The sequence below is a fragment of the Phyllobacterium calauticae genome, from assembly GCF_019991125.1.
Taxonomy (GTDB): Bacteria; Pseudomonadota; Alphaproteobacteria; order Rhizobiales; family Rhizobiaceae; genus Phyllobacterium; species Phyllobacterium calauticae.
Map to the genome: position 1 here is coordinate 73,175 of NZ_JAGENB010000001.1, position 19,933 is coordinate 93,107.

The following is a 19,933-nucleotide window of genomic DNA, read 5'->3' on the forward strand; positions in this document are numbered from 1 at the left end:
ATTGCCTTCCCATGAGCAGCATCCTCGCCGTAAGCTCCGGTGATCCCTCCGGAATCGGACCTGACATAGCGCTTGCCGCGTGGGCATTGCGCGCGTCGGTGCGTCTGCCTGCGTTTTTTCTGCTTGGCGACGAAAAGCTCATCGCCGCACGTGCGGCACAGCTCGGCATGGATTGCCCCATCGAAATCACCACGCCGGAAGATGCCGACAGGGTTTTCGGGCGGGCTTTGCCGGTTGTTCCCCTGCAAAACCGGCAAATCGACCGTCCCGGCATTCCGCTCGCCGAAAATGCCGCCGGAACGATCGAGGCGATCGAGCGCGCAGTCGAATACACGCTTTCCGGCCGTGCCAGTGCCGTTGTCACCTGCCCCATCGCCAAGAAGCCGCTCTATGAGGCGGGGTTCCGCTTTCCCGGCCATACGGAATTCCTGGCGCATCTGGCCAGTGAACAGCTCGGCCGCGAGGTCACACCCGTCATGATGCTGGCAGGGCCCCTGCTGCGCGCGGTTCCCGTGACCATCCACATTGCCCTTGCCCGTGTTCCCGAAGTGCTGGATACCGCCCGGATCGTCACCATTTCACGCATCACGGCGCAGGCGCTGAAAAGCCAGTTCGGCATCGCCAATCCGCGCCTTGCCATTGCCGGGCTCAATCCGCATGCGGGCGAAGGCGGCGCCATGGGCCTGGAAGACGAAGAGATCGTCCGCCCGGCGGTTGAAATCCTGCGCAATGAGGGCATCGATGCACGCGGGCCGTTGCCGGCCGACACGATGTTCCACGCGGCGGCGCGTGCCAGCTATGACGCGGCGATCTGCATGTATCACGACCAGGCGCTCATCCCGGCCAAGACGCTAGGCTTCGACGACAGCGTGAACGTAACGCTCGGCCTGCCCTTCGTGCGCACCTCGCCCGACCACGGCACGGCATTCGATATCGCCGGATCGGGCAAGGCCAAGCCGGACAGCTTCATCGCCGCATTGCGCCTGGCGGGTGAGCTCGCCTCCCATCGCTCCAGCCCGGAAAACAACGCCGCATGAGCATCGACAGCCTCCCCCCTCTGCGCGATGTGATCGACCGGCACGAGCTGATGGCCAAAAAATCCCTCGGCCAGAATTTCCTGCTCGATCTCAACCTGACCGCCAAGATCGCGCGGCAGGCCGGCGATCTCAAGGGACAGACTGTCATCGAGGTCGGGCCTGGCCCCGGCGGCCTGACCCGCGCCCTGCTGGCGCAGGGCGCCCATGTGATCGCCATTGAACGCGACGAGCGCTGCCTGGCGGCGCTGCAGGAAATTTCCGATCATTATCCCGACCGCCTGCAGGTCATATCAGGCGATGCGCTGGAGACGGATTTCAAGGCGCTGGCGGGGAACGGCACGGTCAAGATCGTCGCCAACCTGCCCTACAATGTCGGCACGCAGCTGTTGATCGGCTGGCTCTTGAGCGAGCCGTGGCCGCCCTTCTATGCCTCGCTGACGCTGATGTTCCAGCGCGAAGTGGCCGAGCGCATCGTGGCAAAGCCGGCCTCTGATGCCTATGGCCGCCTCGGCGTGCTGGCGGGCTGGCGCACGGAAGCCAAAATTACGTTCGACGTGCCGCCGCAGGCCTTTACCCCGCCGCCGAAGGTGACGTCCTCTGTGGTCCACCTTGTTCCGCGCGCAAGCCCGCTGGCCTGCGATGCGACCATGCTCGGCCGTGTCACGCAGGCGGCCTTCGGCCAGCGCCGCAAGATGCTGCGCCAGAGCATCAAGCCGCTCGGCGGTGAAGCGCTGCTGGCCAAAGTCGGGATTGATCCCACACGCCGCGCCGAAACACTGTCCATCGAAGAGTTTGTAGCGCTGGCCAACGCGGTTTAGGTGTGGGTTAGGGGAAAACGTTGGTAAATCTTGCATAACCATTGTGCGTGGTTCGACAAGCTCACCATGAGGGAGATGGGTGGGCTGCAGGGTTAGCCGGAAACATTGCAGAATAAAGCTCCCTGCAATCCTCACTCTCCCTCATGGTGAGCTTGTCGAACCACGCACAATGTTCCTGCAGATATCAGATGACCTGCACCGTCAATCTAGCTTTTCATCCAACAGAGCACTGACGAAATCGAACAGGCCGGGGCAACGGTCCCGGCGCAGGCGTTCGGCCGTCACGATGGACTGGACCTCGTGATAGGCACGGTCCAGATCCTTGTTGACGATGACGTAATCATAGGAACGCCAGCGTTCGATCTCGTTGCGCGCATTGTGCAGGCGCATGTCGATGACTTCTTTCGTGTCTTCGGCGCGGCGGTGCAGCCGCAGCTTCAGGTCGGCCATGGACGGCGGCAGGATGAAGATGCTGACGACGTCGCCCTTCATCTTGTCCTGCAACTGCAGCGCGCCCTGCCAGTCGATGTCGAACAGCATGTCCTGCCCGTCGGCAAGGGCGTTTTCCGCCGCCTCACGCGGCGTGCCATAGAAATTGCCATGCACCTCGGCCCATTCGATCAGTTCATCGCTGTCGCGCAGGCGCTCGAATTCGCGCACGGAAATGAAATGATAGTGCACGCCGTCGATCTCGCTGGCGCGGCGCGGACGGGTGGTGACGCTGATCGACAGCGACAGTTCCAGCTTTTCCTTGTCGTTGAGCAGCAGACGGGCAATGGTCGACTTGCCGGCACCCGATGGCGACGACAGCACCAGCATGAGGCCGCGGCGCTTGATGCTGTTTGAGGCGTTGAGCATGTTCACTCCAGATTCTGTATTTGCTCGCGCAATTGATCCACAACCGCCTTGAGGTCAAGTCCAATCGACGTGATGGAGGCCGCATTGGACTTGGAGCAGAGTGTATTCGCCTCGCGGTTAAATTCCTGTGTCAGAAAATCCAGCTTGCGCCCGACACCGTTGCCATCGCGCAGCAGCGTGCGGGCGGCGGCCACATGCATCTCCAGACGGTCCAGCTCTTCCTGGATATCGGCCTTGGTGGCGAGAAACGCCGCCTCCATGTGCAGCCGCGCTTCATCGAGAGCCGGAGATGCATCGAGCAGCAGTGCAACCTGTGCCGCCAATCTCGACCGGACGGCGTCGAGCGTCCGGCTCGGATCGCGCCGCGCCTCCCCGGTCAGCCGTTCCACCGTATCGATCTGGGTGCTCAGTATATCGCCGAGCGCCTTGCCCTCGGTCTCGCGGTTGCGCGCAAGCTGCACCAGCGTCTCGTCGAGGACCGCCAGCACGGCCGCTTCGATCTCGGCCTGGTCTTCATCCGTCAACACGTCCTGCGGCGCTTCCAGAACGCCGCGCAGCGCCATCAGGCCTTCCGGGGTGGACGGTGCCAGACCGAAGTCCGCACGCAGCTGGGCGGCGATCCCTGCCAATTCCCTCAGCAGCGGTTCGTTGATGAGCGCCCTGGCATCGCCGGCGCTGCGGTCAACGGTCAGGGCCGCCTGGAAATTGCCACGCTTGAAATGCTGGCTGAACAGCGCGCGCGCCTTCTGCTCCACGGCTTCGAACCCAGCGGGCAGCCGGAACCGCACATCGAGCCCCTTGCCGTTCACCGATTTGATTTCCCATGAAATCTGCGCCCCGGCGCTGTTCCGGAGGTGACGGGCAAAACCCGTCATGCTTTGCAATGACATTTTTCCCCCAAAGTCCGAAAGGACAAAGGCCTGATCGAAACCAGGCCTTCCGATACTATTCCTGTGTCGGCGCGCTGTCGTCCGCCGCAGACGGCTTGGCATTCTTGTCGCCGGTGGCGGCCTTGGCAGCCTCGTCGACACGATTCTTCTCGACGGTGCGCCAGCGCTTCACATTGTCGTTGTGGTCATCCAGCGTTTCGGCGAAGACATGCCCGCCGGTTCCATCAGCCACGAAGTAGAGGTCCTTGGTCTGCGAGGGATGCGCAACCGCTTCCAGCGCATCGCGACCCGGATTGGCAATCGGACCGGGCGGCAGGCCATTGATCGTATAGGTGTTGTAGGGCGTCGGCTTCTCGAGATCCGATTTCAGGATCGGGCGGTCGGCCGGTTTGCCCTTGCCGCCGAACAGGCCATAGATGATCGTCGGATCGGACTGCAGGCGCATCCGCTTGTTCAGGCGGTTGATGAACACGGCGGCGACGCGCGGACGCTCATCGGCCTTGCCGGTCTCCTTCTCGACGATGGACGCCAGCGTGACGAATTCCTCGATGGTCTTGAGCGGGATGCTCTGGTCGCGGCGCGCCCAGATATCCTCGACCAGTTTCTTCTGGTCGGCCTGCATCTTCTTGATGATTTCCTCGCGCGTCATGCCGCGGGAGAAGCGCTGCGTGTTGGCGAACAGCGTGCCTTCCGCCGGAACGACCGCCGGCAATGCTCCCACCAGCGCGTCGTCCTCGCTGACACGTTGCAGAATCTGGTCGACGGTCAGGCCTTCGGGAACGGTCAGCGAATGCAGGACAGACTTGCCGCTGCGCAGCAGGTCCATGATGTCACGCATCGAGGCGTGCGCCTTGATCTCGTACTCGCCGGCCTTCATGTCACGCTGAAAGCCATAGGCCTGAACGCCATATTTGAACACGCGGCCATCGGTGATGATGCCGCGGCGTTCGAGGCCATCGGCGATTTCGACGATGCCGCTGCCGTTCTTGACGACATAATTGGTGGTGACTTCCGTCGGGCCGGGTTCGTTGAAGGCGACCTTGCCGAAATAGACCGCGGCAGCGGCGGCAATCACCAGAAGCACCACGAGCGACAGCATGAAATTGGCGAAGACAACGATCTGGCTGCGCGCACGGCGCGAGCGGCGCCGGGGTGCGGGCGGCGGCGTGCCCGGTTCGGGGCGCAGGGCCTCGGATGCCGACTGCGGGACAATCGGATTGCGCTCCGGCGCGCTGGCGGCGGCTGAACCGTTCGTCTCTTCAGACTGCTGATCTGAGCTCACACGGGCACCTCGAGCATGTTTTTCCGGTTGGAACCGGTATTATTTTGATTGCGAATATGGCGAAAGCGCGAAAACGCTTCCGCCATTGCTTCAATCACTGTTGATAACGCCGCAAAACCAGCGAAGCGTTGGTACCGCCAAAACCAAAGGAATTGGAAAGAGCCACATCGACGGTGCGATGCCGCGGCTTGTGCGGGACCAGATCGATCTTTGTCTCGACCGATGGCTTGTGCAGATTGAGCGTGGCCGGAGCGACATTGTCGCGAATGGCCAGCGCACAGAAGATGGCTTCGGTCGAACCGGCTGCACCCAGGAGATGACCGATGGAAGACTTTGTCGACGACATCGACACTTTCGGAGCGGCATCGCCCAGAACACGTTCAACGGCCGCCAGCTCAATCGTATCGGCCATTGTCGATGTGCCGTGCGAATTGATGTAGTCGACCTGATCCGGGGTAATGCCTGCGCGCTTCAGCGCCATTTCCATGGAGCGCTGCGCACCCTCGCCGCTCTCGGACGGAGCGGTGATGTGGTAGGCATCGCCGGACAGGCCGTAGCCGATAACCTCGGCGTAAATCTTCGCCCCGCGGGCCAGCGCATGTTCCAGTTCTTCCAGCACGACGATACCGGCACCCTCGCCCATGACGAAACCATCGCGGTCATCGTCGTAGGGACGCGAGGCCGCCGTCGGATCATCGTTGCGGGCCGTGGACAAGGCCTTGCAGGCGGCAAAGCCGGCCAGCGAGATGCGGCTGACGGGCGATTCCGTTCCACCGGCAACCATCACATCGGCATCACCGAAGGCGATGAGACGCGATGCATCGCCGATCGCATGCGCGCCGGTCGAGCAGGCGGTGACAACCGAATGGTTCGGGCCGCGCAGCTTGTGCTTGATGGAGACCTGGCCGGAAGCCAGATTGATCAGACGTCCGGGAATGAAGAACGGCGAAATGCGGCGTGGACCCTTGTCGCGCAGCGTATAGCCGGCTTCGACAATGCCCTCGAGACCGCCGATACCCGAACCGATGAGAACACCCGTGGCGATCTGGTCCTCGTCGCTTTCCGGTGCCCATTTGGCATCGGCAAGCGCCTGGTCAGCGGCAGCCATGGCATAAATGATAAAGGGATCAACCTTGCGCTGTTCCTTCGGTTCCATCCAATCGTCCGGATTGAATGTGCCATCGGAGCCATCGCCGACTGGAATGCGGCAGGCAATCTTGCAAGGCAGATCTTCAACTTCAAACTCTGTGACCCGCCGCGCACCGCTCTGGCCAGCCAGAAGGCGGGACCATGTGTGCTCAACACCGGATGCAAGAGGAGAAACCAGCCCAAGGCCGGTTATGACAACGCGCCTCATGGCCGATCCTTCAATGTCATATTCAGCATGATATTTTCCAAGGGCCCTGCGCAGGTTCCGACAAAGGCAATCTGCCGCCTGTCAAAATTCCTGCGCTGCCGGGCCGAATGAAAATCAGGCTTGTGCTTTATCGATGAACTTGACGGCATCGCCGACTGTCAGAATTGTCTCGGCAGCATCATCAGGAATTTCAACGCCGAATTCTTCTTCGAAAGCCATCACGAGCTCGACAGTATCAAGGCTGTCTGCGCCCAGATCGTCGATGAAGCTCGCACCATCGGTGACTTTCTCGGCATCAACGCCCAGATGTTCAATAACGATTTTCTTGACGCGTTCTGCAGTATCACTCATGTGGAAACCTCAACCTGTTTGTTTTTCTCCATGCCTTGGTTAGCGGCACGGATGACTCTAATCAAGCAATAAGATGGCAGGTCAGCCTTGTTTAACAGCTAAAACCCCTCATCCCAGCCACTTCTTCCTCGCGGAATGGAAAAGGCATCAAATCGATTTGACACCCTGACTTGGTGCGCGACTTATCACGCTTTATTCACGGTCTCAATCGCATAAATGTGATTGCGTCCGTTGCATCCGGTTCAATTGCATGTCCGGGTGCCATTTCATCAGATCATCGCCATGCCGCCGTTGACGTGGATCGTCTGGCCGGTGACATAGGAAGCCTCATTGCTGGCGAGATAGACCACGGAGGACGCCACCTCTTCGCCTGTCCCCATGCGGCGCATCGGGATGGCGGACATGATGCCTTCCTTCTGCTTGTCGTTCAGCTTGTCAGTCATGGCCGATTCGATGAAACCGGGCGCAACGCAATTGACCGTGACGTTGCGGCTGGCGATCTCAGCCGCGAGCGCCTTGGAGAAGCCGATCAGCCCGGCCTTCGAGGCGACATAATTGGTCTGGCCCGGATTGCCGGTCACGCCGACAACCGAGGTGATGTTGATGATGCGGCCATAGCGGCGGCGCATCATCGGATGGGTCAGTTCGCGGGTCAGGCGGAACACGGCGGTCAGGTTGACCTCCAGCACATTGTCCCAATCGGCATCGCTCATGCGCACGAACAGGCCGTCCTTGGTGATGCCGGCATTGTTGACGAGAATTTCGACGCCTTCGAGATCCGCTTCGGCCTTTTCGCCCAGCGCCTTCACTTCGTCGCGGTTCGACAGGTTGGCCGGGAAAATCTTGACCCGTTCGCCAAGCTCGTTTGCCAGCGCCTCGAGTTTTTCGACGCGCGTGCCATGCAGGCCGACAATGGCGCCCTGCGCATGCAGCGCCCGGGCAATGGATTCGCCGATACCGCCGCTGGCGCCGGTTATGAGAGCCTTGCGGCCTGTCAGGTCAAACATTGCTCAATCCCTTCCGTTCACACGTTCAGCGCGGCAACGGCCGCGTCAATATCATCCGGCGTGCCGACGGCAACACCGGAAATGTCCTTGTTGATGCGGCGTGCAAGGCCGGTCAAAACCTTGCCCGCACCAATCTCGTAGAGTGTCGTTACGCCATTGGCGCCGAACCATTCGACCGTTTCGCGCCAGCGGACCTGGCCCGTCACCTGCTCGACCAGCAACGCCGCGATCTCATCGGCCGACGTCACCGGAGCCGCGCGCACATTGGCGATCAGCGGCACGACCGGATCGTGCTTGGCCACATTTGCCAGCGCCTCGCGCATGGCATCGGCGGCCGGTGCCATCAGCGCGGAATGGAAAGGTGCGGAGACCGGCAGCATGATGGCGCGCTTGGCGCCCCGTTCCGTCGCCAGCGCCGCGGCAGCCTCGACCGGCGCCTTCGAGCCGGAAATGACGATCTGGCCGCCGCCATTGTCATTGGCGATCTGCACCGGGCCTTCGAGCGCGGCATCGGCGCAGACAGCGGCGACAACCTCGTGCTCAAGCCCGATAATGGCGGCCATCGCGCCGGCTCCGGCGGGAACCGCCTGCTGCATGGCATTGCCGCGGATGCGCAGGAGCCGCGCCGTATCGGCGAGCGAGAATGTTCCGGCAGCGCACAGCGCCGAATATTCGCCGAGCGAATGACCGGCGACATAGGCGACCTTGTCCCTGATCGATATGCCGCGCGCTTCCAGCACGCGGATGACGGCGATGGACACCGCCATCAGGGCCGGCTGCGCATTGGCGGTCAGTGTCAGGGTTTCTTCCGGGCCGTCCCAGATGATGGCGGAGAGCTTTTCACCAAGCGCATCGTCGACCTCGTCGAACACCGCCCTGGCTTCGGCAAAATTGTCGGCCAATGCCTTGCCCATGCCGACGGCCTGACTGCCCTGACCGGGGAAGGTGAATGCTATGGACATGGGGCGTGCCTCCGGATTTCTGCTTGATCGTCGTCAATCTGCCGCGCGATGTGCCTATCGGCAAGCCCGAAGTCAAGCTTTCATGCGCCGTACCGGCGGCACATGCACATTATAATAGGCGGAATAACGGGTTTTCAGCGCCACGCCCGCTTTCGCGTCTGGCCATTGAAAGGTGGGAAAGACGGGCGGTCCCTGGAACGCGGGTCTTGGGGTATTCTGGTATGCAATGCTTGCGATCCTGGGGACCACCCGCCCCGGCGATTTTGAGGGTTTTGCCCAATGTGCAACCATTGAACCAGACCTCCCCGGCCGCACAGGTTCCTCCCTGTGAAGCCGAAGCGCCGATCCTTTCCCGACTTGCGAAGGTTTCCGGAAGCATTCCCGCCGGAAAGGACACGTTGAGAATAACGTGGGTTGGGACGTGTTGGATAAGTTGGTGTGATTTTTATTTGGGGTGGCAAAACTGCGGTGCATGGTTCGACAAGCTCACCATGAGGGAACTGGGTGGGCTGCAATCACCGGCCTCCCTCATGGTGAGCTTGTCGAACCACGCACCACGCGTTACAAATCCCCATAAACCGCCCGGCATGTCGCGTTGCAATATAAAACGTCCATGGCGGGTTGCGTCTTTTGCCATTTGCCCGTATAAGCCGCCCGTTCATTGCTCGGCGTCAGCTGGGGGCTGAACGGAGGGCCGGATTTCGATCCGTGGAAGCGTAAAAGCTTCAGCCTCCCGTGTCTCCGCTCTCGATCGTCTCCATCAGCGTCCTTTCTTCCCCGGTCACCCGGCAGAGAGATTCGCAGAGGTTTACCGTTGATTCCGGGCAATATTAACGAAGAAAGGCAAAGACAATGGCTCTTTATGAACATGTGTTCCTTGCTCGACAGGACATTTCGCAGCAGCAGGTCGATGCGCTTGTAGAACAGTACAAGGGTATCATCGAGGCCAATGGCGGCAAAGTCGGGCGTATTGAAAGCTGGGGCCTCCGCGCCCTGACCTATCGCATCAACAAGAACCGCAAGGCGTATTACTCGCTTCTCAACATCGATGCTCCGGCAGCCGCCGTTGCCGAAGTTGAGCGCCAGCAGCGCATCAATGAAGACGTTCTGCGCTTCATGACCATCCGCGTTGAAGAGCACGAAGAAGGCCAGTCGGCCATGCTTGCACGCCGTGACGATCGCCGCGAACGCGACGACAAGTTCGGTGGCCGTGATGACGATCGTCCGCGCCGTCCACGCCGCCCGCGTGACAACGAAGCCGGTGAAGGAGCAGAATAATGGTTGATATCAATCAGATCCCGACCCGCCGTCCGTTCCATCGCCGCCGCAAGACCTGCCCGTTCTCGGGTGCCAATGCGCCGAAGATCGACTACAAGGACATCAAGCTGCTGTCGCGCTACATTTCCGAGCGTGGCAAGATCGTTCCTTCCCGTATCACAGCTGTCAGCCAGAAGAAGCAGCGCGAACTCGCCCAGGCGATCAAGCGCGCCCGTTTCCTCGGCCTGCTGCCATACGTTGTGAAGTAAGACACCCGGAGGCGGCAGGATTTCGTCCCGCCGCCTTCTGCCCTGCGGGGCAATAAAGCCTTCCGCGATGGGCGTGGTCAGGCATACTAGAAAACCCAAGTTGAGGGATCGGTTGAAAAACCACCTCTAACTGCTTCAACAAGCAGGACAGCGAGTGACATGAAACTGACTGGAACAGATATCGGCATTGGTGTGCTGGCGGGCCTTGCGGCTGCGCTGCTGACGACCGGTGTTATCGTGAATTCCAGCCTTGCCATGATATTGCTGCTGTTTTCGCCGCTGCCGATCTTTGTCGCGGCGCTGGGCTGGGGCACGGCCTGCGGCTTCATCGCCGCGCTTACCGTGGCTGTTGCGGTGTCCGTCATCGCCGCCCCGACGGCCGCCGTCGTCGTCGTGCTCATCACCGCCCTGCCCGCCGCCGTCGGCGCCTATTTCACCGGCCTTGCCCGTCCGGCCGCCGAGATCGGCGGACCGAAAGACGTGTATGTCTGGTATCCCCTCGCCGACACATTGCTGCGGCTGGCGCTTGTTGTCGCCGCCGGCTTCATCGTCATCGGCGTCATGATCGGCTTCAGCGAAGACTTTGCCCGCCAGCTGGCGCAGTCGCTGACCCAGCAGCTGGCCGTGAGCAATCCGGAACTGGCGGCCAATGCCGACCTGACGCAGAGCATGGCGCAGTTCGTCGTGCGCGTCCTGCCGGCCCTGCAGCCCGCCGCGTGGCTGTGCATCATCATCGCCAATCTCTACATCGCCCTGCGCCTGACGGCTGCCTCGGGCAAGCTGCGCCGTCCGCGGGACGACTGGCCGCGTGCCTTGCGCATGCCGCGCCCGGCGCTTGTCCTGTTTGCCGTCGCCTGCGCCGCTGCGTTCCTGCCGGGCGGTCCCGGCTATGCGGCAACGGCGGTTGCCGGTGCCCTCGGCGCCGGGTTCGTCCTGGCCGGCTTCGGCATGCTGCATGCCCGCACGCGCGGCGCCACCTGGCGACCGTTTGCCCTGTGGTTTGCCTATCTCGCCGTGTTTCTCTTTATTTTTGCGCTTCTCGTCTTCCTTCTCGCCGGTCTGTTTGACACATCGCGCAACGCGCCGGTTTCGAAGGCTGTGAATACCGATACCCCACCCAATAACGACAATTGAACTTGAAAGGAAAACTCACATGGAAGTCATTCTTCTCGAACGCATCAGCCGCCTCGGCCAGATGGGTGAAACAGTCAAGGTAAAGGACGGCTTTGCCCGCAACTTCCTTCTGCCGCAGGGCAAGGCGCTTCGTGCCAACGAAGCCAACAAGAAGAAGTTCGAAGGCCAGCGCGCCCAGCTCGAAGCCCGCAACCTCGAGCGCAAGACCGAAGCCCAGGCAATCGCCGACAAGCTCGACGGCAAGACATTCATTGCAGTCCGCTCCGCCGGTGAAACCGGTCAGCTCTACGGTTCAGTAACGACCCGCGACATTGCCGACCTGATCACTGCGGAAGGTTTCTCGATCAACCGCAACCAGGTTGAACTGAACACGCCAATCAAGACGATCGGCCTGCACAAGATCGTTCTGGTTCTGCATCCGGAAGTTGAAGCAACCGTTACGATCAACATTGCCCGTACGGCCGATGAAGCCGAGCGTCAGGTAAAGGGTGAAGACCTCACCTCGGCCGAAGCGATCTATGGCATTGAAGAAGCACCGCTTTCCGACGAATTCTTCGACGAAGACGAAGAAGGCGAAGAAAACGCCTGATTTCAAAGCAAAAACCGCTCGCAGGAGTGGTGTTTGCTCTACCATGAAACACCCGGCAGAGATGCCGGGTGTTTTTTTGCTTTGCAGAATCAAAAAAACGGGTAAATTTGTTTATCCTACCCACGCCCGACCTTGGCTCAATCCCGAGCCTCATAATGGCCGAGCTCTATCGTCAATGATGGAGATTGTTCATGAATGCCATTCTTAGGGCTGCGCTTTCGCGGCTCATCCACACTGGTACACTTTCGATTACTGACTCATCCGGCCAGAAGCGCACCTTTGGTGACGGGACCGGAGATCCGATCCACTTCCGCATCAACACGGCTGCGGCCGAACGGCGGATTGCCTTCGATCCCTCCCTGCATTTCGCCGAAGCCTATATGAACGGCGAACTCGATGTTCTCGACGGCGATATCTACGACGTCCTGAAGATCATCTTTGAAAACACCGGCGCCACCGCGGCACGCGAGCCATGGATGCTGGCGCTGGAGGGCATTCGCCGTGCCACCCGCCGCCTGCACCAGATGAACAATCTCACCCGTTCATCCAGCAATGTGCAGCGGCACTACGACCTGTCGGAAGAGCTCTACCGCCTGTTTCTCGACCCGGACATGCAGTATTCCTGCGCCTATTTCGAGCATCCAGACGCGACCCTCGAAGAGGCGCAGCTGGCGAAGAAACGGCATATCGCGGCCAAGCTTCTGGTCGAAAAGGGCCACAAGACCCTCGATATCGGCTGCGGCTGGGGCGGTCTCGGGCTTTACCTCGCCCGTCATCTCGATGCCAATGTGCTGGGTGTCACGCTCTCGCACGAACAGCATGGCATCGCCAACAAGCGGGCCATCGACGAGGGCCTGTCGACACAGGCTCGCTTCGACCTGCGCGACTACCGGACCATCGACGACAGTTTCGACCGGATTGTCTCCGTAGGCATGTTCGAGCATGTCGGCGTCGGGCATTTCGCCGAATATTTCCAGCATACGGCGCGGCTGTTGAAGAAGGACGGGGTTTTCCTCCTGCATTCGATCGGACGGTCGGACGGGCCGTCCTATACCAATGCCTTCATCCAGAAGTACATCTTTCCGGGCGGCTATATCCCCGCGCTCTCGGAAGTGCTTCCGCAGATCGAAAAGGCGGGGCTGGTCATCACCGACATCGAAATCCTGCGGTTGCACTATGCCGACACACTGCGCATCTGGCGTGAGCGGTTCATGGCGAACCGCGACAAGGCCAAGGCGATCTATGACGAGCGCTTCTGCCGCATGTGGGAATTCTATCTCGCCGCATCGGAATCGGCCTTCCGCTGGCAGAACCTGATGGTGTTCCAGATCCAGCTGGCGCACCGGCAGGAATCGGTGCCACTGACGCGCAACTATATCGAGAAGGAAGAAAAGCGCCTGAAGCGGCTGGAAAGCGAGCGCAGCTGCGCCAATACCCAGGTCGACAACCGGGAATCGGCTGCCGGACGCTGACGCCCGCCGCAGCAAACCCATTGGCCCGTCGCGATTGTGCTGATCGCGGCGGGCCAACGCATGAATCGCGCCCGGTTTTCGCATCGTGATCGCGCATTCTGGCAAGTGCGCGGTGGACATTGGCAGGAGAACGCGCTTAAGCCTCCCCACGGGCTGCCGAATAGCCTAGAATCAGCAAATGCGAATCGCGCAAGAGACGTGGCCAATCTTTTTCCCCTCTGTGGATAGCGGGGTCTAAGGTTGTTACCTGCATTGCCTAGGATTCGCGGCGCAGGCCATAGTTAATTCGAACGGGAAAAAATACCATGGCTGAGGCAGCACGCAAATTCATCGAGGTACGGGAAAACGCGGACAAGCTCTACCGCGAGGCACCGAACAATATCGAGGCCGAACAGGCGCTGCTCGGGGCCATTCTCATCAACAATGATGCGTTTTACCGGGTCTCCGACTTCCTCAAGCCGGTGCATTTCTACGAGCCGCTGCACCGCAAGATTTTCGACGTGTCGTCGGACATGATCCGCATGGGCAAGATGGCCAATCCCGTGACGCTGAAGACCTTCCTGCCCGTGGAGGAAAAAGTCGGCGAGATGACGGTGATGCAGTATCTGGCGCGCCTTGCCGCCGAAGCCGTGACCATCATCAATGCCGAGGACTATGGCCGCGCCATCTACGATCTTGCCACGCGCCGCGCGCTGATCACCATCGGCGAGGACATGGTCAATATCGCCTATGACGCGCCGGTGGACGTGGCGCCGCAGGGCCAGATCGAGGATGCCGAGCGCCGCCTGTTCGAACTGGCGGAAACCGGCCGCTACGATGGCGGCTTCCAGACCTTCACCGATGCGGTGAAAACCGCCGTCGACATGGCCAACGCCGCTTTCATGCGCGATGGTCACCTGTCCGGCGTTTCCACCGGCATTCATGCGCTCGACAACCGCATGGGCGGCCTGCAGCCATCGGATCTGATCGTGCTTGCAGGACGACCCGGCATGGGCAAGACCTCGCTTGCCACCAACATCGCCTTCAATATCGCGGCGGCTTACGAGTCCGAGCAATTGGCGGACGGGACGATCAAGGCCAAGAATGGCGGCGTTGTCGGCTTCTTCTCGCTCGAAATGTCGTCGGAACAGCTGGCGACGCGTATCATTTCCGAGCAGTCGGAGATCAGTTCATCGAAAATCCGCCGCGGTGAAATCAACGAGGCCGAATTCGAAAAGCTCGTCGCCTGCTCGCAGCACATGCAGAAGGTGCCGCTCTATATCGACCAGACCGGTGGTATTTCCATTGCGCAGCTGGCCGCCCGCGCCCGGCGTTTGAAGCGCCAGCGCGGCCTTGACGTTCTGGTCATCGACTATATCCAGCTGATGCAGGGCTCGTCCAAAAAGGCTTCGGAAAACCGCGTTCAGGAAATCACCGAAATCACCACGGGCCTGAAAGCGCTCGGCAAGGAACTCAACACGCCGATCATCGCGCTGTCACAGCTCTCCCGTCAGGTGGAAAGCCGCGAAGACAAGCGCCCGCAGCTCTCCGACCTGCGCGAATCCGGGTCGATCGAGCAGGACGCCGACGTGGTGATCTTCGTCTATCGCGACGAATACTACATCAAGAACAAGGAGCCGAAGGAAGGCACCGAGGAGCATTTCAAATGGCAGGCCGACCTCAAGGAGGCTATGGGCAAGGCGGAAGTCATCATCGCCAAGCAGCGTCACGGCCCGACGGGCACGGTGAAGCTGGCCTTCCAGGCGGAATTCACCCGGTTCACCGACCTTGCGGAAGATTCACACCTGCCAGAACGCTTCGAGTAATCAATTGAACAGTACAAAACCTCACGTCACCACCGCAGGCGCCGATCCTCGTCTTGCGGGCGGGCGGCTTACCATCGATCTCGATGCGCTCGTGGCCAACTGGACGTTCCTTGCGGAAAAATCGAAACCGGCGCAGGCGAGCGCCGTCGTCAAGGCCGACGCCTACGGGCTCGGCATCGGCCATGTCGTGCCTGTCCTGCGCGACGCCGGCTGCCGGACCTTCTTCGTGGCGCTGGTCGAGGAAGGCCTGCGGGTCAAGGCTGCCGCGCCGGATGCACGGGTTTTCGTTCTGAACGGCCTGTTTGCCGACGCGCGCCCGGTGTTCGAAGCATCGGGACTGATCCCCGTCCTCGGCTCGCTGCACGAAATCGGCCTGTGGAGCGGCGCCAATGCCGCGAGTGGATTGACGCTGCCCTATGCCCTGCACGTGGATACCGGCATGAACCGGCTGGGGCTGACCATGGCCGAAGCACTCGACTTTGCCGCCGCTGGCCGCGAAATGCCGGTGCTGGTGATGACGCATCTGGCGACCGGCGATGAACCCGGTCATCGTCTCACCCGGCAGCAGATCGAGTCATTTCAAACGCTTCGCACCGCTTTTGCAGGCATTGAATCAAGCGCGTCCAATTCCTCCGGCATTTTTCACACGATCAGCAATGGCGGGGACCTGAGCCGTCCGGGCATTGCCATGTATGGCGGCGAGGCGCTGGCCGGCGTCGCCAATCCCATGCGCCCCGTGGTGACGCTGGAAGCGCGCGTCGTGCAGATCCGCACCAGCCCCAAGGGCGAGACGTCCGGTTACGGCGCCACCGCGCTCTTGGAACGCGACACCCGGATTGCCATCTGCTCGACCGGCTACGCCGACGGCTATCTGCGCTCGCTGTCGGGCAGCGGCACGCCCCTGCGCAGCGTCGTGCCCAAGGGCGGCGAAGGCTTTGTCGCCGGACGCAAGGTGCCGGTAATCGGCCGGGTGACCATGGACCTGACGTCGTTCGACATCACCGATCTTCCCGAGGACGCCGTCAAACCCGGCGATCACGTCGAGCTGTTCGGTGGCAACATCGCCCTGGATGACGCGGCGCGCGCCGCGGGTTCCATCGGCTTCGAACTTTTGACCAGCCTGGGCAACCGCTATCACCGCCGCTACCTCTATTCCGGAAAAGGCGCCTGATGGCCAAGGCAAGAATTCAATTCATCTGCCAGAACTGCGGTGCCGTGCATACGCGCTGGGCCGGCAAGTGCGATTCCTGCGGCGAGTGGAACACGCTGGTCGAGGAAGGCACGGCGGGCGGTATCGGCAGCGGTCCCGGCAAGCTGTCCGGCCGCAAGGGCCGCGCCGTCGCCCTCACCTCGCTGTCCGGCGAGATCGAGGACGCGCCGCGCATCCAGTCGGGCATCGGTGAACTGGACCGGGTCACCGGCGGCGGTTTCGTGCGTGGCTCGGCCATTCTGGTGGGCGGCGATCCCGGCATCGGCAAATCCACCCTGCTGACCCAGGCGGCGGCCGCGCTGGCGCGGCAGGGCCACAAGGTCATCTACGTCTCGGGCGAAGAAGCGGTGGCGCAGATCCGCCTGCGGGCGCAGCGCCTGCATGCCGCCGACACCGATGTGCTTCTGGCCGCCGAAACCAATGTCGAGGATATCCTCGCCACCATTTCCGATTCCAAGCGGCCCGATCTCATCATCATCGATTCGATCCAGACCCTGTGGACGGATGCCGCCGATTCGGCGCCGGGCACGGTCACGCAGGTGCGCGCCGGGGCCCAGGCGATGATCCGCTTTGCCAAGCAAACCGGCGCCGCCGTGGTCCTGGTCGGCCATGTCACCAAGGACGGCCAGATCGCCGGGCCGCGCGTCGTCGAGCACATGGTGGATGCGGTGCTGTATTTCGAAGGCGAAGGCGGCCACCACTACCGCATCCTGCGCACGGTGAAGAACCGTTTCGGCCCGACCGACGAGATCGGCGTGTTTGAAATGTCCGACCGCGGATTGCGCGAAGTTGCCAACCCGTCGGAGCTTTTTCTCGGCGAACGCAATGACAAATCGCCGGGCGCCGCGGTTTTTGCCGGGATGGAAGGCACCCGGCCGGTGCTTGTGGAAATTCAGGCGCTGGTGGCGCCCTCGACGCTCGGCACACCGCGCCGCGCCGTCGTCGGCTGGGACGGCGGCCGCCTTTCGATGATTCTGGCGGTGCTTGAAGCCCATTGCGGCGTGCGGTTCGGCCAGCACGATGTTTACCTGAATGTGGCGGGCGGATACCGGATTTCCGAGCCTGCAGCCGATCTTGCGGTTGCATCTGCACTGGTTTCCTCCATTGCCGGTATTGCCCTTCCGGCCGATTGCGTCTATTTCGGCGAAGTCAGCTTGTCTGGCGCCGTTCGCCCGGTGGCGCATGCGGTGCAGCGGCTGAAGGAAGCAGAGAAGCTTGGGTTCAAGCAGGCTGTTCTTCCCAAGGGAAGCAACGACGTGCCGAAGGGACGCAATGCCCATCTGACCGAGACCGCGTCGCTGCCGGACCTTGTGGCCCGGATTGCAGCGTCCGGCCCCGGTAAAACGAAACGCGACGACTGACGCGGCACAGTCCTCCCGAGAGGGTGTGCAGGTCGGAATTGGATTGGGGATACATGTAAATGCCTATTACGTTGCTTGACGGAATTCTTTTGGGCATCACCCTCGTTTCGGCGATCCTCGCCATGGTGCGCGGCTTTTCGCGCGAAGTGCTGTCCGTCGTGTCATGGGCAGCGGCGGCCGCCGCCGCCTATCTCTTCTACAAGCCGGTCGTCCCCTTCCTCGCGCCCTATATCAGCAATGAGACCATCGCCCAGATCGCGGCAGCCGGTATCGTCTTCATCGTCACGCTGATCATCGTTTCCGTCATCACCATGAAGATTGCCGATTTCATCATCGACAGCCGTATCGGCGCGCTCGACCGCACGCTCGGCTTCCTCTTCGGCGCGGCGCGCGGCGTTCTTCTCGTGGTTGTCGCGATGCTGTTCTTCAACTGGCTCGTTACGGACAACCAGCCCGCCTGGGTGGCGCAGGCCAAATCCAAGCCGATGATCGACTCACTCGGCGCAAAGCTGATCAGCCTTTTGCCGGAAGACCCGGAATCAACCATTCTGAAGCGTTTGAAGCCCGGCTCGAGCCATACTCCGGACGCAACGACGGCACCTGAACCCAAGGAAGACATCCCGCCGGAAGGCACGACACCGAAGCCCTGACGGGCTGCCGGGTGCGACAAACGGTTAACTTGGCGTTTGCGTGGTAATACCCCACATAGTGTGGCATAATGGAATGACAGATCTTACAGTTGAATCTGCGGCGAAAGGCTTGCGGTAATGACCGACATTTTTCGTGATGAGACCCCTCTCATGTCCCTTGACGACGACACACTGCATGAAGAGTGCGGTGTGTTTGGCATTTTGGGGCACCCCGATGCCGCCACGCTGACAGCGCTGGGCCTGCATGCCCTGCAGCATCGCGGACAGGAAGCGGCGGGTATCGTCTCCTATGACGGCAAGCAGTTCTGCTCGGAGCGCCGCATGGGTCTTGTCGGCGACCATTACACCAACCCGGCCACGCTGGCGCAGCTGCCCGGCGACCGCGCCATCGGCCATGTGCGCTATTCCACGACAGGCGATGCGGCCCTGCGCAATGTGCAGCCGCTGTTTGCCGAACTGGAAATCGGCGGCATCGCCATTGCCCATAACGGCAATTTCACCAACGGCCTGACCATGCGCCGCAAGCTGATCGCCGACGGCGCGATCTGCCAGTCCAATTCCGATACGGAAGTGGTGCTGCATCTCATCGCCCGTTCGCGCAGCACATCGTCGAGCGACCGTTTCGTCGATGCGATCCGCCAGATGGAAGGCGGCTATGCCATGCTCGCCCTCACCCGCACCAAGCTGATCGCCGCGCGCGATCCGATCGGCATCCGGCCGCTCGTCATGGGTGATCTCGACGGCAAGCCGATCTTTGCCTCCGAAAGCTGCGCGCTCGACATCATCGGCGCGAAGTTCGTGCGTGACATCGAGAACGGCGAAGTCGTGGTCTGCGAAATCCAGAGCGACGGCACGATCAGCATCGAAGCCTTCAAGCCGCAGTCACCGAAGCCGGAACGCATCTGCCTGTTCGAATATGTCTACTTTGCCCGCCCGGATTCCGTTGTCGGCGGCCGCAACGTCTATACCGCCCGCAAGAACATGGGCATCAACCTGGCCAAGGAAGCACCGCTGGACGCCGACGTCGTCGTCCCGGTACCCGATGGCGGCACGCCTGCGGCCATCGGCTTTGCCCAGGCGAGCGGCATTCCATTCGAGCTCGGCATCATCCGCAACCATTATGTCGGCCGTACCTTCATCGAGCCGACCCAGTCGATCCGTGCCTTCGGCGTCAAGCTGAAGCATTCGGCCAACCGCGCCGTGATCGAAGGCAAGCGCGTGGTTCTGGTCGATGATTCCATCGTGCGCGGCACCACGTCGGTCAAGATCGTGCAGATGATCCGCGATGCCGGGGCGCGGGAAGTGCATATCCGCGTCGCCAGCCCGATGATCTATCATCCGGATTTCTACGGCATCGACACGCCGGATGCGGACAAGCTCCTGGCCAACCAGCACGCGACCCTTGCCTCCATGTGCAAATATATCGGCGCGGATTCGCTGGAATTCCTGTCCATCGACGGGCTGTACAAGGCGGTCAGCGGTGCGCCGCGCGATCCGCAGGCGCCGCTGTTCACCGACCACTACTTCACTGGCGATTATCCGACACGGCTGGTTGACCGGGACGGTATCAGCAATGTGCGCCAGTTCTCGCTTCTCGCAAACAACGGCTAACGGTTGAGTTCCC

General features: G+C 61.4%; 19 protein-coding genes. 12 read left to right on the forward strand and 7 right to left on the reverse strand.

Annotated elements, in window-relative coordinates; genetic code table 11:
- Positions 1-11: 11 nt before the first annotated feature.
- Together pdxA and rsmA are read left to right on the forward strand one after the other, a co-directional pair.
- The gene (pdxA, locus tag J1W56_RS00505) at positions 12-1,037 is read left to right on the forward strand and encodes a 4-hydroxythreonine-4-phosphate dehydrogenase PdxA (RefSeq protein ID WP_223611239.1); all 1,026 of its coding nucleotides are present in this window, start codon (positions 12-14) and stop codon (positions 1,035-1,037) included.
- On the forward strand, positions 1,034-1,855 hold the full coding sequence (rsmA, locus tag J1W56_RS00510) for a 16S rRNA (adenine(1518)-N(6)/adenine(1519)-N(6))-dimethyltransferase RsmA (RefSeq protein WP_223611240.1): 822 nt from the start codon (positions 1,034-1,036) through the stop codon (positions 1,853-1,855). Before pdxA ends, rsmA begins: the two co-directional genes overlap by 4 nt.
- Before the next feature lie 201 nt (positions 1,856-2,056).
- On the opposite strand, the gene gmk is transcribed toward rsmA, so the two are convergent.
- From gmk to fabD, 7 genes are all read right to left on the reverse strand, one after another.
- Entirely contained in the window at positions 2,057-2,674 is a 618-nt protein-coding gene (gene gmk / locus J1W56_RS00515; protein WP_223612360.1) for a guanylate kinase, read from the reverse strand.
- A gap of 41 nt (positions 2,675-2,715) precedes the next feature.
- Positions 2,716-3,603, reverse strand: a complete 888-nt coding sequence (locus tag J1W56_RS00520) for a YicC/YloC family endoribonuclease (RefSeq protein WP_223611241.1) — start codon at positions 3,601-3,603, stop codon at positions 2,716-2,718.
- Positions 3,604-3,658: 55 nt separating this feature from the next.
- Positions 3,659-4,885 carry an endolytic transglycosylase MltG gene (gene mltG, locus J1W56_RS00525; protein ID WP_223611242.1) on the reverse strand — a complete coding sequence of 409 codons (1,227 nt, stop codon included), beginning with the start codon at positions 4,883-4,885 and terminating at the stop codon, positions 3,659-3,661.
- 94 nt (positions 4,886-4,979) lie between these two features.
- Positions 4,980-6,242 carry a beta-ketoacyl-ACP synthase II gene (gene fabF, locus J1W56_RS00530; RefSeq protein WP_223611243.1) on the reverse strand — a complete coding sequence of 421 codons (1,263 nt, stop codon included), beginning with the start codon at positions 6,240-6,242 and terminating at the stop codon, positions 4,980-4,982.
- A gap of 114 nt (positions 6,243-6,356) precedes the next feature.
- On the reverse strand, positions 6,357-6,593 hold the full coding sequence (locus J1W56_RS00535) for an acyl carrier protein (RefSeq protein ID WP_008128530.1): 237 nt from the start codon (positions 6,591-6,593) through the stop codon (positions 6,357-6,359).
- 269 nt (positions 6,594-6,862) lie between these two features.
- Positions 6,863-7,600 carry a 3-oxoacyl-[acyl-carrier-protein] reductase gene (gene fabG, locus J1W56_RS00540; RefSeq protein WP_182547320.1) on the reverse strand — a complete coding sequence of 246 codons (738 nt, stop codon included), beginning with the start codon at positions 7,598-7,600 and terminating at the stop codon, positions 6,863-6,865.
- Between the two features lie 17 nt (positions 7,601-7,617).
- Entirely contained in the window at positions 7,618-8,562 is a 945-nt protein-coding gene (gene fabD / locus J1W56_RS00545; RefSeq protein ID WP_223611244.1) for an ACP S-malonyltransferase, read from the reverse strand.
- An 852-nt stretch (positions 8,563-9,414) separates the two neighbouring features.
- Here fabD and rpsF point away from each other — a divergent pair.
- From rpsF to purF, 10 genes are all read left to right on the forward strand, one after another.
- Positions 9,415-9,840, forward strand: a complete 426-nt coding sequence (gene rpsF / locus J1W56_RS00550) for a 30S ribosomal protein S6 (RefSeq protein ID WP_105735802.1) — start codon at positions 9,415-9,417, stop codon at positions 9,838-9,840.
- Entirely contained in the window at positions 9,840-10,088 is a 249-nt protein-coding gene (gene rpsR / locus J1W56_RS00555) for a 30S ribosomal protein S18 (RefSeq protein WP_027229803.1), read from the forward strand. The genes rpsF and rpsR overlap by 1 nt, the downstream gene beginning before the upstream one ends.
- Before the next feature lie 159 nt (positions 10,089-10,247).
- Positions 10,248-11,222 (forward strand): DUF2232 domain-containing protein, encoded by a 975-nt coding sequence (locus J1W56_RS00560; RefSeq protein WP_223611245.1) that lies wholly within the window; start codon positions 10,248-10,250, stop codon positions 11,220-11,222.
- Between the two features lie 19 nt (positions 11,223-11,241).
- Positions 11,242-11,811, forward strand: a complete 570-nt coding sequence (gene rplI / locus J1W56_RS00565) for a 50S ribosomal protein L9 (protein WP_223611246.1) — start codon at positions 11,242-11,244, stop codon at positions 11,809-11,811.
- A gap of 191 nt (positions 11,812-12,002) precedes the next feature.
- Entirely contained in the window at positions 12,003-13,283 is a 1,281-nt protein-coding gene (locus tag J1W56_RS00570; RefSeq protein ID WP_223611247.1) for an SAM-dependent methyltransferase, read from the forward strand.
- A 305-nt stretch (positions 13,284-13,588) separates the two neighbouring features.
- Entirely contained in the window at positions 13,589-15,088 is a 1,500-nt protein-coding gene (locus J1W56_RS00575) for a replicative DNA helicase (RefSeq protein WP_223611248.1), read from the forward strand.
- 4 nt (positions 15,089-15,092) lie between these two features.
- Complete coding sequence (gene alr / locus J1W56_RS00580; RefSeq protein WP_223611249.1) at positions 15,093-16,259, forward strand: alanine racemase; 1,167 nt, start codon at positions 15,093-15,095, stop codon at positions 16,257-16,259.
- Positions 16,259-17,659, forward strand: a complete 1,401-nt coding sequence (radA, locus tag J1W56_RS00585) for a DNA repair protein RadA (protein WP_105735813.1) — start codon at positions 16,259-16,261, stop codon at positions 17,657-17,659. The genes alr and radA overlap by 1 nt, the downstream gene beginning before the upstream one ends.
- A gap of 59 nt (positions 17,660-17,718) precedes the next feature.
- Positions 17,719-18,309 carry a CvpA family protein gene (locus J1W56_RS00590; protein ID WP_223611250.1) on the forward strand — a complete coding sequence of 197 codons (591 nt, stop codon included), beginning with the start codon at positions 17,719-17,721 and terminating at the stop codon, positions 18,307-18,309.
- 117 nt (positions 18,310-18,426) lie between these two features.
- Positions 18,427-19,920 carry an amidophosphoribosyltransferase gene (gene purF, locus J1W56_RS00595; protein ID WP_404927692.1) on the forward strand — a complete coding sequence of 498 codons (1,494 nt, stop codon included), beginning with the start codon at positions 18,427-18,429 and terminating at the stop codon, positions 19,918-19,920.
- Positions 19,921-19,933: the final 13 nt, after the last annotated feature.

Bases quoted from the DNA above. Each gene is read 5' to 3' on its own strand.
- rpsF (WP_105735802.1), top strand. From the start codon at position 9,415: ATGGCTCTTTATGAACATGTGTTCCTTGCTCGACAGGACATTTCGCAG.
- J1W56_RS00520 (WP_223611241.1), bottom strand. From the start codon at position 3,603: ATGTCATTGCAAAGCATGACGGGTTTTGCCCGTCACCTCCGGAACAGC.
- purF (WP_404927692.1), top strand. From the start codon at position 18,427: ATGACCGACATTTTTCGTGATGAGACCCCTCTCATGTCCCTTGACGAC.
- J1W56_RS00590 (WP_223611250.1), top strand. From the start codon at position 17,719: ATGCCTATTACGTTGCTTGACGGAATTCTTTTGGGCATCACCCTCGTT.
- gmk (WP_223612360.1), bottom strand. From the start codon at position 2,674: ATGCTGGTGCTGTCGTCGCCATCGGGTGCCGGCAAGTCGACCATTGCC.
- J1W56_RS00570 (WP_223611247.1), top strand. From the start codon at position 12,003: ATGAATGCCATTCTTAGGGCTGCGCTTTCGCGGCTCATCCACACTGGT.
- J1W56_RS00575 (WP_223611248.1), top strand. From the start codon at position 13,589: ATGGCTGAGGCAGCACGCAAATTCATCGAGGTACGGGAAAACGCGGAC.
- rplI (WP_223611246.1), top strand. From the start codon at position 11,242: ATGGAAGTCATTCTTCTCGAACGCATCAGCCGCCTCGGCCAGATGGGT.
- fabG (WP_182547320.1), bottom strand. From the start codon at position 7,600: ATGTTTGACCTGACAGGCCGCAAGGCTCTCATAACCGGCGCCAGCGGC.
- fabD (WP_223611244.1), bottom strand. From the start codon at position 8,562: ATGTCCATAGCATTCACCTTCCCCGGTCAGGGCAGTCAGGCCGTCGGC.
- radA (WP_105735813.1), top strand. From the start codon at position 16,259: ATGGCCAAGGCAAGAATTCAATTCATCTGCCAGAACTGCGGTGCCGTG.
- pdxA (WP_223611239.1), top strand. From the start codon at position 12: ATGAGCAGCATCCTCGCCGTAAGCTCCGGTGATCCCTCCGGAATCGGA.
- J1W56_RS00560 (WP_223611245.1), top strand. From the start codon at position 10,248: ATGAAACTGACTGGAACAGATATCGGCATTGGTGTGCTGGCGGGCCTT.
- rpsR (WP_027229803.1), top strand. From the start codon at position 9,840: ATGGTTGATATCAATCAGATCCCGACCCGCCGTCCGTTCCATCGCCGC.
- J1W56_RS00535 (WP_008128530.1), bottom strand. From the start codon at position 6,593: ATGAGTGATACTGCAGAACGCGTCAAGAAAATCGTTATTGAACATCTG.
- rsmA (WP_223611240.1), top strand. From the start codon at position 1,034: ATGAGCATCGACAGCCTCCCCCCTCTGCGCGATGTGATCGACCGGCAC.
- fabF (WP_223611243.1), bottom strand. From the start codon at position 6,242: ATGAGGCGCGTTGTCATAACCGGCCTTGGGCTGGTTTCTCCTCTTGCA.